Below are 12,153 nucleotides of genomic sequence, written 5' to 3' on the forward strand. Positions count from 1 at the left end.
GAGTACATAAGTATGAGTTTAGATTTTATATCACAATATTATATTTCTATTGTATTGGCTGCATGCCTGGCTGTTGGTTATGTGATTAAAAAATCTCTGGATTTTATACCAAACAAATATATTCCATTAATCCTTGTGGTTCTGGGAGCAGTTCTTGGATGTATTACAGAAGGAACATTATCAATGGAGTCCATTGTATATGGCGCAATTACTGGTTTGGCAAGTACCGGTCTGCACCAAGCTTTTACAAGAATGATGGAAGGTGTGGATAACGGGGCATCAGAAGAGAATAAAAAGGAAGATGGAGGCGGTCAGAATGGGAAGCTATAATATAAGCGCAGGTCATAACCCACCAGGAAAAGCAGCATGTGGGGCATGTGGGTTGTTAGATGAATCCAGAGAAAATCGGTTAATTACAAAAGAAGTCATCAGACTTTTAAAATCCTATGGACAAAAAGTTTATGACTGCACATGTAATAATGGCAAAAGTCAATCGGATGTTTTAAAAAAGATTGTTGAAAAATGTAATAAAAGAAGCGTAATTCTTGATATTTCCATACATTTGAATTCAGGAAGAAATGATCCTAAGGGAGATCAGAAGGCAGCTGGATGTGAAATATATTGTTCGGCAGATATCGGTATAAAGAAAGAAGTGTCAAAACAAATCCGAAAAAATATGGTTAATCTTGGATTTCCGGATCGGGGGACGAAAACAACGAACAATCTTTATTATCTAAATCATACGGTTAATAAAGCAATTTTAGTAGAAGTATGTTTTGTTGATGACAAAGATGATTACGAGATTTATAAAAAGATTGGATATAAAAAAATTGCAGAGGCTATTGCGAAAGGGATTCTTATGGAAGATATTGATAATAAAACATCAAAAAAAGCAAGTAATGAATCTAAAATTAAAATAGGAAAAGTAATTACTAAGAAGGACCCCTTAAGGCTGAGAAACAAAGCATCTTTAATGGGAAAAATTATTTATAGGATGCCGAAAGGGGCTAAGGTAGAAGTTTTAAGTGAAAAAAATAAATGGTATAAGGTCACTTATAATGGACGTACAGGTTACTGTAGTTCAAAATATATAAAAATATTACAATGATCCAGTAAGGGAATTGTTTTGTGGGTAAAATTCTGTGTTATAATTTAGTTACAACAATACAATGATTCGGAGGGATAGAGATAATTTGTCATAATTGCGGCAAAGAGAACAGGGAGGATGCTCTGTACCGCGAATGGTGCGGCTTAAAGCTGGAGGCTTTAAATGAAAAGGACCAGTAATTTCGTCTGTTCCTGAGCAGGAAAAAGCGGAATACCGGTATCTTTTGGAGTGTTGTAACACTTTTCTATGCATGGTTAGCATTAAGTTATTGGTTTGTCTGGTTTGGAGCCATTTATAATGTAGTCGTTATTATTTTAAGGTTTGTGCAGGCGGAAAAAGTGAAAAATCCATCTGTAGATCTGGTGCAGTCTTATCAAAATAAGAAGAAGCTTCTCATCGTAACGCTCATTGTAAACGTGTTAATCGGATGGTTTCCGGTGGCTCTCGCAGGGTATTGGAACGATAAGACCAAGATAAACTATGTGATGAAAAATCCTGAGTTTGTAAAACAGTGACAGGAAAACAAAAAGAACAGGAAACAAAATCAAACTTTTGCTTCCTGTTCTTTTTTATTTGAATTGGTTTTCAACATAATTCCGCATTTCCTGCCGGGTCTTCATCTGTTTGGCACCGTCGATGACCTGACGCTGTTGGTCAGAAGTCAGCGAAGAAAATGCAGACAGGGCATTTTCGTGCTGTGCCAGTTCCATCGTAAAGCCAATTGGAATATCTTCATTTCTCATAGTCATCACCTCAGAAATAGTATGACCGGAATCAGACAAAAAATACGGAAATAACATTTTATGCATTGCAATCAGTCGTAATCGTCATAATCATCGTCGTCGTCCCATTCCACATAGACGTGGACATAGGCTTTTACCTTCGGGTTATCTTTGCAAGTCAGCGTGATGGTTGCTCTTCCAGGTTTTTTGCCATAGATATAACCTTTGGAATTGACAGTCGCAACTTTTTTGTTGCTGGAAGAAAACGATACCTTTTTGTTTGTGGCAGTCCGGGGATAAACCTTGTATTCAATGTCTTCCCAATCATGAACATCTACATCGGTGTAGCGGTCTTCCACCCAGATTCTGGTTGGCTTTGTATACTTCTTTTTTGCTTTTTTCTTTACCGTGATAGTACAGGTCTTTTTCTTCTTTGTACCCCGGATACGGCAGGTGATTTTAGCTTTTCCGGTTTTCACTGCCTTTACGGTGATGTCGTCGTCCCTGCGGTCTCTGCTTACGATCTTCACAATTTTTTTGTTGCTGGTAGACCAGATCAGCTGGTCATCGTCGTAGTCAGAAGGACGCGCATAGGCTTCCAGTTCAAATTTTTGTCCTACCCGCAGGGTCTTCTTAGAGTAATTCAGCCTTCTTATAGAGGTCGGTTTTGGATCATCTTCGTCGGCATGGATGCTGAGCGGTGACATAATGACCGTCAGACTTAACAATGCTGCCAGTACAGCAGGCAGTAATTTTTTAATTTTCATATTTTCCTCCCATGAATCTTTAATCGTCATATTCTACAATAACATATACATAAGCTTTTACTTTCGGATTTGCTTTACATGTCAGTGTGATCTTTGTTCTGCCCGGGCGGATTCCTCTTACATCACCCCGGGAGTTTACTGTTGCTATTTTTGTGTTGCTGGAACGGAAGGTTACTTTTTTGTTCGTAGCTTTTTTTGGATATACCTTATAATCAATATCCTCAGTATCATTCACGTCTACATCCATCCGTTTATCATCCAGTTTGATCTTTGTCGGTTTTATGTATTTCTTTTTCACTTTTTTCTTTACGGTTACTGTACAGGTTTTCTTTTTCTTTGTTCCGCGGATGCGGCAGGTGATCTTTACTTTTCCGGTTTTCATGGCTTTTAATGTAATATCATCGTCTCTGCGGTCTTTGCTGATAATTTTTACGATTTTTTTGTTGCCGGTAGACCAGATGAGCTGATCGTCATCATAATCATATGGTCTGGCATAAGCCTTCAATTCAAATTTCTGCCCGACTCTGACAGTCCTCTTTTTATAGTTGAGTTTTCGGATAGAAGTGGGTTTCGGGTCATCGCTGTCTGCATGGATTACTGCAGGGGACAGGGAAAGGGAAAGTCCCATCATGAATCCCATAAACATTAACAAAATTTTTTTGATTTTCATGGCTTTTTACCTCCTTCGTCATTAAATACGTTTGCAGTGATAAATATCTTCCGGCCTGCCTCGTATGCTGACAGGAAGCAGGCCTGAGATATTTAAAATTAAATTCAGCTGTTAATCATCAATACCGAACTTGTTTTCTAAAGAATCTTCTGCAAAATCAAGTTTGTCTTCGAGAGCGTCAATCTTGCGCTCGATGTCTTTATATTTTTCGGCAGAGAGTTTTCCGGTATCATATTGATGCTCGTAATCGTCATCCAGAGTATCAAGTTCATGGTCGATCGCATCCAGTTCTTTCTTTAAGCTATAAAATTTATCCTGATTCTTGGAAGCGTTGGAAGCGGGTTTTGCCGCCTGGATTTTCTTTGTAATCTTTGAGATTTTTGTCTCATATTTGCTGAAATCAGGTGTGTCGGAAGTGGTTGTCTGAGTCGCTGTTGACTTTTCAGTGGCTTTTTCAGTTCCCTTCGCTGTTGTGGCGATATCCTGTGTGGTAGTTGATTCGGCCTGATCCTTCGGGGTACTCTGGCATCCTGCAAATAAGAATACAAATGTAAGGCAGGCTAATATGGCTGTTATTTTAATTTTCATAATAAAATCTCCTTTCTTATATTTTTGATAACTTTATTATAGTTCCCGATTATTAAAATTAAATTAAAACATTTTCATAAAATTACATTTATATTATAATAGTTCCATATGGAGGTATGACATGCGCCTGTTAATTGTGGAAGACGAAGGGGATTTAAGAAGCATCTTAAAAAAGAAACTGAAGAAAGAGCATTATACCGTAGATGACTGCGGAAACGGCCTGGATGCACTGGATTATATCTCCATGGCAGATTATGACGGCATAATTCTGGATATTATGCTTCCTGGACTTGACGGACTGGAACTGCTGAGAAAGATCCGGAGAGAGGGCAGCGACACGCCGGTATTGTTTCTGACTGCAAGAGACGGCATTGAAGACCGCGTGAAGGGCCTGGACCTTGGAGCCGACGACTACCTTGTAAAACCTTTTTCGTTTGAAGAACTTATGGCCAGGGTGCGGGTCATGATGCGGAGGAAACCGGCCCTGGTTTCTAACCGGCTGACGATTGATGACCTGGTCCTGGACTGTGAATCAAAGGAAGTTACCCGTGCAGATAAAAAGATATCTCTTTCCAGCAAAGAATTTATGGTCCTTGAATATATGCTGAGAAATCAGAATATTGTGCTGTCCAGGGATCAGATTGAACAGCATGCATGGAACTATAATTTTGAGGGCGGATCTAATGTGGTGGATGTCTACATCCGTTATCTGAGGAAGAAGATTGATGAAGGATTTGGCTGTAAGCTGATCCACACGGTGAGAGGCGTTGGATACGTTCTGAGGAAAGAAGTATGAGACGATTTTCGATTAAAAAAAGAGTTACCCTTTGGTATACAGGGATGATCGCTGTCGTGCTGGCAGCAGTATTTGCAGGGGTTTTCATATTTATCAATCAGCTGGAACTGTCCAAGACAGAGGAAGATCTTCAGGGAATGGTAGCCGACTTTGCTCACGATATAGAGTTCCAGAACGGAACCTATTATCTGGACCCGGAGGTAGACTATTATGACGACGGCGTCATGTTTTGTATCTATGATCAGGAAGGAAGGCTGCTGCACGGCAGTATGCCCGTGGAGTTTCCGAAAGAAACAAAGCTTCAGTCTCATGAAGTCCGAAACATAGAGAAGGGAAGCAAGCAGTGGATGATCTATGACGCCGCTTATCAGTACGGTACAGGAAAGGCCATCTGGATCAGAGGGATCGTTTCTATACATGGCATGGAACAGATTATGCATATGGTTCTGCTGGCCTTTTTAGCTGTATATCCGCTCCTGATTCTGGCCATTGGGCTGATCGGATACATGATGACGAAGAAAGCTCTAAAGCCGGTAGATGATATATGTACTACCGCAGGGGACATCAGCAGCGGTGCGGATTTGTCAAAACGTCTCCCGGAGCCAAAATCGGAAGATGAAATGCGTCAGCTGACATGTACGTTCAATGAAATGTTTGACCGTCTGGAAGCATCATTTGAGGATGAAAAACAGTTTACTTCCGATGTCTCCCACGAACTAAGGACTCCGGTTTCTGTGATCATAGCACAGTGTGAATATGCCCTGGAGGAAGATACACTCAGTAATGAACAGAAACATGAGATTCAGATTGTTCTCCGGCAGGCTAAGAAAATGTCGGATCTTATCTCACAGCTTTTGATGATTGCCCGGAGCGAGAGAGGAAAAGAGAATTTCCAGTTTGAGCCTGTGGATATGAGTATGCTGGCAGAAATGACATTGGAGGAACTGTCACAGAGAGCCGATGAAAAAAGGATTCATCTGCTGAGTGAGATCGAGCCCGGCCTCACAGCCAGAGGAGACCAGATGCTTCTGACCAGGATGCTGATTAATCTGGTGGAGAATTCCATTGACTATGGAAAGAGAAATGGAATAGTGAAAGTATCGCTGTTCAAAAAAGACGGGAAAATCCGGGGAATAGTGAAGGATGACGGACAGGGCATCGGAGCGGAACATTTAGACAAGATATGGAACCGTTTTTACCGCGCTGACAGGAGCAGGAACAGCCAAAATCAAGTCAGGGGTACCGGTCTGGGCCTGTCTATGGTAAGATGGATTGTCAGGATACATGAAGGACAGATTTGGGTAAAAAGTAAGGAAGGAGAAGGTTCAGAATTTATCTTTGAATTAAAGGAAAAGTAATTATGGAAAAGAGAGAAAAGTTTTCGTCGAGGATTGGATTTATCTTAATATCGGCAGGATGCGCCATAGGAATCGGGAATGTGTGGAGGTTTCCGTTTGTAACCGGACAGTACGGAGGAGCTGCCTTCGTATTGGTATATTTGTTTTTCTTATTTGCGCTGGGACTGCCGATCATGGTCATGGAGTTTTCAGTGGGGCGTGCCAGCCAGAAAAGTATCGCAACTTCGTTTCAGACATTGGAGCCCGAGGGAACAAAGTGGCATTGGTACAGCTATTTCGGAATGGCAGGAAACTATCTGCTGATGATGTTTTATACGACTGTGGCAGGATGGATGATCAGTTATTTCTTCAAGATGCTGAAAGGCGATTTTGTGGGTAAAAATCCGAAACAGGTTGAGGCTGTGTTCGGAGAACTTTTATCAAAGCCGGAAGTGCTGATTTTCTGGATGCTGGTTGTCATTATTGTTGGATTTTTAATCTGTTCTCTGGGGCTTCAGAATGGTGTGGAAAAGATTACTACAGTCATGATGTCTTGTTTATTTGTGGTTATTCTTGTGCTGGTCATAAGAGCAGTCACACTTCCGGGGGCCTCAAAAGGGCTTGCATTCTATCTTGTGCCGGATTTCCAGGCCATGAAGGAGCAGGGAATCATGAAAGTAGTCTCTGCGGCTATGGGACAGGCGTTCTTTACGCTGAGCCTTGGGATCGGAGCTATCGCAATTTTCGGAAGCTATATTGACCGGTCTTACCGTCTGACAGGAGAAGCTGTCAGCGTGGCCGTATTGGATACACTTGTAGCTCTTATGTCAGGACTGATTATCTTTCCGGCCTGCTTTGCTTTCGGAGTGCGGCCGGACAGCGGACCAAACCTGGTATTTATCACACTGCCGAATGTATTTAACGAGATGCCGGGTGCCAGGATATGGGGAGCCCTGTTCTTCCTGTTTATGTCCTTTGCGGCGCTGTCGACAATCATAGCAGTGTTTCAGAATATCATTTCTTTTGCACAGGATTTATGGGGCTGGACAGTCAAGAAAGCGAGTGTTTTCAACGGGATACTGATCACCATACTGTCGCTTCCGTGTGCACTCGGATTCAATGTGTGGAGCCATATCATGCCTTTTGGGGCGAAAAGTACGATCCAGGATCTGGAGGATTTTATTGTGAGCAACAATATTCTTCCGCTGGGGTCTTTAGTGTATCTGCTGTTCTGTGTGACGAAATACGGCTGGGGATGGAAAAACTTCAGCGAAGAGGCCAATGCGGGAAAAGGAATCAAATATCCGGAATGGACGAGGAAATATGTTACGTTTATTCTTCCGCTGATTGTTATTTTTATATTTATACAGGGTTATATTGACAAATTTAAATAAAAAGGCAGAATATCAAAAGGGTCTTGGAATTATCCAAGGCCCTTTCCCTTTACTTAACCTATAAGCTGATCACGCTGCCTGTTTTCATATAGCGCACTTTTTCTTTCATTGTTTTTTTCAATACCCGGAAAGCGGGAATACCCGTACAGTGGCCGGTATAGACACAGGAGATATTCCGTTTAAGCAGTTGTCTTCCAAGCTCCTGGATGTCTTCCGGCCTGCCGCTCATACTGCCCGGACCCCGGAGCCCCATGGTATGAAAACCGCCGAATACATAAGAGACCTTCTTATCTGCTGTCTTCAGGGCGTAATTTACTTCGTCAATGATAGAAACAACACCTGCATGGCAGCAGCTGTTGAACAGAACCAGATCATTTTCACGCTCAAATACGAGACTCTGCTCGTGGCTGAAATTATCAGGACTGAAACCGTTTTTTGACTTAATATACATGTGTCCGCGGCGGCCTCTCTCCGAAAGTCCGGGAATGCTGTGTGAGACCGTCCAGACGCCTGGCTCTGTTTCCACTGTGCCGGACATAAACCTGAGACGGTTTCGATAGTTCTTAAGAACACCCTTCGGTACACCGATGTATTGTCTGTACAGCAGGAATTTAGAATAACAATTTTCTCTGACAGCCTTTTGAAGATAAAGCACCGCTTTTGAATTCTCGGAGAAGAATTCCCGGTACCCGCCGGAGTGATCGTAATGAGCGTGGGAGAGAAACGCCGCATCCACATCGGAAAGACAGATGCCCAGCCGGTGCGCATTTTCTGCAAATTGTCCGGAGGCACCGGTATCCAGAAGATAGTTTTTCCCTTTATACTCAATATGTATTGCCAGCCCGTGTTCTCTGCACAGAGAGTCCGGAGCCTGATTTTCAATGAGAGTCGTGACTTTCATGTGATCTTCCTCCTGAAATGGTGGTTAATTGTCTGATTTTTCTTTTGGTATTGCTGCATTTAAGATAATGGCAACCAGAGCGGCGGGAACGATCCCGGAGCCGCCGAAGATCAGCTGAACTGCCTGAGGAAGGTTTGCCAGGGCCTGGGCGTTGGCACCGAGTCCATAGCCGAGTCCTAAAGCCACAGATACGATGGTTACAACCCGGTTGCTTACTCCGTCTTTGGTGATCAGCTGGATTCCGCTGACTACGATGGAAGCGAACATCATAACCGCAGCTCCGCCGAGCACGGACTGGGGCATGATGGAGACCAATGCCGCCAGTTTGGGAAACAGTCCGCAGATTACAAGGAAGCCTGCGCCCATGGAAATAGAATATAAGTTGACAACCTTTGTCATTCCCACAAGACCTACGTTCTGACTAAAGGATGTATTTGGGAGCACTCCGAAAACAGAAGCGAAGGAAGATCCCAAACCGTCACAGATCACGCCGCCGGAGAGTTCTTTATCGGTGGCTTCTCTGGACAATCCTCCCTCTGTGATGCCGGAAATATCGCCTATCGTCTCAACAGAAGTCACGATAAACATAATGGCGATCGGTATGATAGCCTTCAGGTCAAATACGATCTTGACGGGCATGAGCTTAGGAAGAGAGAACCAGCCGGCATCGGCCACTTTATCCCAATTTAAAACCCAGGAAGCTGTCTGCACGGCACCCTCTGCATTTGTATAGGTAGTGGGCAGAAACAGGCCCATGACAGCGCAGAGAATGTAGCCCACAATAACACCGATCAGAATAGAGGAACTGCTGGTTACACCTTTTGTGAAATGCTTTAAGACAACGATCACAATCAGTACCACAGCTCCCACAAAAAGGTTCGGGAGGGAACCGAAATCCCCAGCTCCGGAGCCGCCTCCGAAAGAATTGATCCCCACAGAGATCAGGGACAGACCGATGGCCATGACCACTGTACCGGTGACCACAGACGGAAAAAACTTTCGCAGGGGCTTTAAGAAAAATCCCAGAACCCCTTCAAACAGGCCGCCGATGATGCTCGCTCCCAGAATGGCTCCGTATGCTGCCACTCCGCCGCCCATAGAGGCTGCCACCCCGGAACACACTCCGATAAACCCGGAGCTGGTACCCATGACGACCGGAAGGCGGGCACCCACTGGTCCAATGGTGAACAGCTGTACAAAGGTTACGAGGCCGGCTACCAGCATGGCATTTTGTAAGATAGATACCTGAAGAGGGCTGCCTGCACCGATGCCGCAGGCGCCGGCGATCAGGATGATCGGAGTCAGATTTCCTGCAAACATTGCCAGGACATGCTGCAGTCCTAAAAGGACAGCCTGGGGAAAGGGAATTCTTCCTTCCAGATCATGAGCGGACGAAAATGATTGGTTTTTCATATAAATCTCCTTTTTAATATTAGATAATGAAGAAAACCGGAGGACAATTTTCTCTTCCCTGAGGGAATCTTCTCCGGTTTGCCTATTTAAAGTAGCACAGCAGACGAAGAATGTCAAAAAAAGACGCATCACAGAAGAATCCATAAAAAATAAACGGGGGAAATATAAGATAAACGGTAATAAAAAAGGAAAAATAAGGGTCAGTAAAAGTTTTCATGACAATAAAACAGCCACTTATTACATTGACGCACAAAAATCTGAAATATGATGTATAATAAATCTAAATTCAAGGTTCCCTCCCTTGAATTAGAGATAACCCTCTCTCACACATTAAGTGTATTTTGGTATAATGAAAGGCCTTCCATCGCCAGGTGGAAGGCCTTTCATTTTTGCATCCGTCAAAATTTTTCTTAGTCAAGAGCTTTTGCCACTTCATACAGCTTCATCCCATTGGATGCTTTGATCAGTACTACATCATGTTCTGATAGATAATTCTTTAAATAAGATATCAGATCATGATTGGAAGCGAACCATTTCGTTTTTAGTGAGGGATTCTTTTTTTGTGCAGCTTTTGCATATTCTTTGGAAAGGGTTCCCGTGATGTATAGATCCGTAATATCTGCCGTGCCCAGGAATTCGCCGACTTCCCTGTGGTAATCCGGAGAATCTGGTCCCAGCTCCAGCATATCGGACAGAACCGCGACTTTTCTTCCACTGTCCTGATAATCTGATAAAATTTTAAGACCTGCTTTCATAGAATCGGGACTGGCATTGTAGGCGTCATCAATGACCGTGTATCCATGCATTTTGAGAATGTTCTGGCGCTGTCCGGAAAATGTGGCAAGCTGCCGTTTGATCGTTTCCATTGGAACATCATAGGCAAGGCCCAGGGCGATTGCGGCAAGGGCGTTGGAGACATTGTGATCCCCAAGAACATTTAAAATGATTGGTTCCCTCATATCTTCATGGACGAAAGTAAAATGGGTCTGACCATTGATCTCTTCTACTTCCTCAGCACGATAGGAGCAGTCTTCTGAAAATCCAAAAAATTTATATGAATGTGTCACATAACCGATATGTTTTCGGATCATATCATTGTCGCCGTTTAAGTACAGTACGCCGTTTTTGGCCAGACCGTTCTGGATATCCAGTTTTTCACGGCAGATATTGTCCCGGCTTCCCATCTGTTCAATATGGGAGACACCTACATTTGTGACTACCGCAGCATTTGGGCGAATGATCTCTCCGAGAATCGTAATCTGTCCCGGTTCACTCATACCCATCTCCAGCACTCCGATCTCATCCTTTGATGTGAGGCGGTCCAGGGTCAAGGGCACACCGACCTGGCTGTTCTGGTTTCCAATGGTCTCAAACACACGGTATTTGCCCTTCAGCACATGGGCGATCATCTCGCGGGTCGTGGTTTTTCCAACACTTCCTGTAATTCCGATGATCGGAAGGGACATTTTATTTCTATAATAAGATGCGATCTGCTGCATGGCCTTTAAGGTATCCAGCACCCTGATAAATGGATGCGGACCTTCTGCGTGGTCATGTTCCTGAGTCAGAGCAGCTCCGCCGTCTTTCAGGGCGCTGTCGATAAATTTATGTGCGTTTACCCGTTCACCGATGATGGGTACAAACAAGGTATCCGGCCCCACTGTTCTGGAGTCTGTGCTTATGCGTTTGATCGGCATAGAAGAATCGCCGCACAGAAGGGTGCCGCCGGTTGCAGCTAAAATATCCTGAATGGTCATATGTTCCATAATCTTACTCCTTTATCTTCTTATCTTTTCCTTAGCATTATAGCACAGGAAATGGTTTTGTGGTAAAATCTATATATCTGTATAGAATTGTTGTTCGATCAACCGAAGGAGGACACGTTATGAGAAAGAAAAAACTGATATTTGCCGGACTGCTGGCTGTGGCTGCTGCAGCGGGATTAGCCGGATGCAGTAATGATAATACAAAGAAGGCAACAGAAAAGGCCACAAAAGCTTCCACTGAGGCAGAAAAGACCACGGCAAAGAAAAAGACAACAGGGAAAAAAGCCGCAGCCACAACGGCAGAATCAAAGAAGCCGGTTGTAAAAGAGTGTACCATCTATGCGCCGGATGACAATGTGGAGACATTGATTCAGGGAAAGGTAAAGATCCAGGATGTGACGGCGCAGAAGCTGCTGAAAGAGATGATCAAGATGGGAACCCTGGAAGAGGGGACGAAGATCAACTCTTTCCAGATCAAGAAGCAGACAGCCTACGTCGACTTTAATAATACATTTGAAAAGACCCTGCGCAGGATGGGCAGCTCCGGTGAAGTGCTGACAGTTCAGGCAGTGACAAAGACCATCTGTGAGAATCTTGGCACAAAGTCAATGAAGTTTACGGTGGAGGGGAAAGTATTAGAGACCGGACATAATATTTACGATGAGCCTCAGAGACCGGGTGAAGAATAAGT

At 43.7% G+C, this 12,153-nt stretch carries 14 protein-coding genes; 7 read left to right on the forward strand and 7 right to left on the reverse strand.

Going from position 1 to position 12,153, the window contains the following annotated elements:
- Positions 1–12 precede the first annotated feature (12 nt).
- The 3 genes from QGT46_RS04325 (at position 13) to QGT46_RS04335 (ending at position 1,623) form a co-directional block, all read left to right on the forward strand.
- Positions 13–330 (forward strand): phage holin family protein, encoded by a 318-nt coding sequence (locus QGT46_RS04325; protein WP_148458655.1) that lies wholly within the window; start codon positions 13–15, stop codon positions 328–330.
- Entirely contained in the window at positions 317–1,108 is a 792-nt protein-coding gene (locus QGT46_RS04330; protein WP_148458654.1) for an N-acetylmuramoyl-L-alanine amidase, read from the forward strand. The genes QGT46_RS04325 and QGT46_RS04330 overlap by 14 nt, the downstream gene beginning before the upstream one ends.
- 338 nt (positions 1,109–1,446) lie before the next feature.
- On the forward strand, positions 1,447–1,623 hold the full coding sequence (locus tag QGT46_RS04335; RefSeq protein ID WP_301589727.1) for a hypothetical protein: 177 nt from the start codon (positions 1,447–1,449) through the stop codon (positions 1,621–1,623).
- A gap of 54 nt (positions 1,624–1,677) precedes the next feature.
- Here QGT46_RS04335 and QGT46_RS04340 read toward each other — a convergent pair whose 3' ends face one another.
- From QGT46_RS04340 to QGT46_RS04355, 4 genes are all read right to left on the reverse strand, one after another.
- Positions 1,678–1,851: a YdeI/OmpD-associated family protein gene (locus QGT46_RS04340; protein ID WP_022261054.1), complete on the reverse strand. Its 174-nt coding sequence runs from the start codon at positions 1,849–1,851 to the stop codon at positions 1,678–1,680.
- Between the two features lie 71 nt (positions 1,852–1,922).
- On the reverse strand, positions 1,923–2,597 hold the full coding sequence (locus tag QGT46_RS04345) for an Ig-like domain-containing protein (protein ID WP_301589730.1): 675 nt from the start codon (positions 2,595–2,597) through the stop codon (positions 1,923–1,925).
- Between the two features lie 19 nt (positions 2,598–2,616).
- Positions 2,617–3,267 (reverse strand): Ig-like domain-containing protein, encoded by a 651-nt coding sequence (locus QGT46_RS04350; RefSeq protein ID WP_024726533.1) that lies wholly within the window; start codon positions 3,265–3,267, stop codon positions 2,617–2,619.
- A gap of 111 nt (positions 3,268–3,378) precedes the next feature.
- Positions 3,379–3,855, reverse strand: a complete 477-nt coding sequence (locus tag QGT46_RS04355) for an entericidin EcnA/B family protein (protein WP_024726534.1) — start codon at positions 3,853–3,855, stop codon at positions 3,379–3,381.
- Positions 3,856–3,976: 121 nt separating this feature from the next.
- On the opposite strand from QGT46_RS04355, the gene QGT46_RS04360 reads away from it, so the two are divergent.
- Genes QGT46_RS04360 through QGT46_RS04370 form a run of 3 tightly spaced genes read left to right on the forward strand, consistent with a single transcriptional unit; the run spans position 3,977 to position 7,382 of the window.
- Positions 3,977–4,651 (forward strand): response regulator transcription factor, encoded by a 675-nt coding sequence (locus QGT46_RS04360; RefSeq protein ID WP_024726535.1) that lies wholly within the window; start codon positions 3,977–3,979, stop codon positions 4,649–4,651.
- A complete protein-coding gene (locus QGT46_RS04365) occupies positions 4,648–6,009 on the forward strand; it encodes a HAMP domain-containing sensor histidine kinase (RefSeq protein ID WP_148458652.1) in 1,362 nt (453 codons plus the stop codon). The genes QGT46_RS04360 and QGT46_RS04365 overlap by 4 nt, the downstream gene beginning before the upstream one ends.
- 2 nt (positions 6,010–6,011) lie before the next feature.
- The gene (locus tag QGT46_RS04370; RefSeq protein WP_148458651.1) at positions 6,012–7,382 is read left to right on the forward strand and encodes a sodium-dependent transporter; all 1,371 of its coding nucleotides are present in this window, start codon (positions 6,012–6,014) and stop codon (positions 7,380–7,382) included.
- Between the two features lie 58 nt (positions 7,383–7,440).
- On the opposite strand, the gene QGT46_RS04375 is transcribed toward QGT46_RS04370, so the two are convergent.
- The 3 genes from QGT46_RS04375 to QGT46_RS04385 all read right to left on the reverse strand — a co-directional run bounded on the left by QGT46_RS04375 (position 7,441) and on the right by QGT46_RS04385 (position 11,462).
- On the reverse strand, positions 7,441–8,283 hold the full coding sequence (locus QGT46_RS04375) for an MBL fold metallo-hydrolase (protein ID WP_148458650.1): 843 nt from the start codon (positions 8,281–8,283) through the stop codon (positions 7,441–7,443).
- Between the two features lie 24 nt (positions 8,284–8,307).
- Positions 8,308–9,696 carry a uracil-xanthine permease family protein gene (locus tag QGT46_RS04380; protein WP_148458649.1) on the reverse strand — a complete coding sequence of 463 codons (1,389 nt, stop codon included), beginning with the start codon at positions 9,694–9,696 and terminating at the stop codon, positions 8,308–8,310.
- A gap of 410 nt (positions 9,697–10,106) precedes the next feature.
- Positions 10,107–11,462: a UDP-N-acetylmuramoyl-tripeptide--D-alanyl-D-alanine ligase gene (locus tag QGT46_RS04385; RefSeq protein ID WP_148458648.1), complete on the reverse strand. Its 1,356-nt coding sequence runs from the start codon at positions 11,460–11,462 to the stop codon at positions 10,107–10,109.
- A 119-nt stretch (positions 11,463–11,581) separates the two neighbouring features.
- Here QGT46_RS04385 and QGT46_RS04390 point away from each other — a divergent pair, with 119 nt between their 5' ends.
- Positions 11,582–12,151, forward strand: a complete 570-nt coding sequence (locus QGT46_RS04390; RefSeq protein WP_235824517.1) for a GerMN domain-containing protein — start codon at positions 11,582–11,584, stop codon at positions 12,149–12,151.
- Positions 12,152–12,153: the final 2 nt, after the last annotated feature.

This window comes from Anaerostipes faecis (assembly GCF_910574135.1).
Classification (GTDB): Bacteria; Bacillota; Clostridia; order Lachnospirales; family Lachnospiraceae; genus Anaerostipes; species Anaerostipes hominis.

Coding starts and splice junctions, on each gene's coding strand:
- QGT46_RS04350 (WP_024726533.1), bottom strand. CDS start 3,267: ATGAAAATCAAAAAAATTTTGTTAATGTTTATGGGATTCATGATGGGA.
- QGT46_RS04360 (WP_024726535.1), top strand. CDS start 3,977: ATGCGCCTGTTAATTGTGGAAGACGAAGGGGATTTAAGAAGCATCTTA.
- QGT46_RS04375 (WP_148458650.1), bottom strand. CDS start 8,283: ATGAAAGTCACGACTCTCATTGAAAATCAGGCTCCGGACTCTCTGTGC.
- QGT46_RS04390 (WP_235824517.1), top strand. CDS start 11,582: ATGAGAAAGAAAAAACTGATATTTGCCGGACTGCTGGCTGTGGCTGCT.
- QGT46_RS04365 (WP_148458652.1), top strand. CDS start 4,648: ATGAGACGATTTTCGATTAAAAAAAGAGTTACCCTTTGGTATACAGGG.
- QGT46_RS04340 (WP_022261054.1), bottom strand. CDS start 1,851: ATGAGAAATGAAGATATTCCAATTGGCTTTACGATGGAACTGGCACAG.
- QGT46_RS04330 (WP_148458654.1), top strand. CDS start 317: ATGGGAAGCTATAATATAAGCGCAGGTCATAACCCACCAGGAAAAGCA.
- QGT46_RS04355 (WP_024726534.1), bottom strand. CDS start 3,855: ATGAAAATTAAAATAACAGCCATATTAGCCTGCCTTACATTTGTATTC.
- QGT46_RS04380 (WP_148458649.1), bottom strand. CDS start 9,696: ATGAAAAACCAATCATTTTCGTCCGCTCATGATCTGGAAGGAAGAATT.
- QGT46_RS04385 (WP_148458648.1), bottom strand. CDS start 11,462: ATGGAACATATGACCATTCAGGATATTTTAGCTGCAACCGGCGGCACC.
- QGT46_RS04370 (WP_148458651.1), top strand. CDS start 6,012: ATGGAAAAGAGAGAAAAGTTTTCGTCGAGGATTGGATTTATCTTAATA.
- QGT46_RS04325 (WP_148458655.1), top strand. CDS start 13: ATGAGTTTAGATTTTATATCACAATATTATATTTCTATTGTATTGGCT.
- QGT46_RS04345 (WP_301589730.1), bottom strand. CDS start 2,597: ATGAAAATTAAAAAATTACTGCCTGCTGTACTGGCAGCATTGTTAAGT.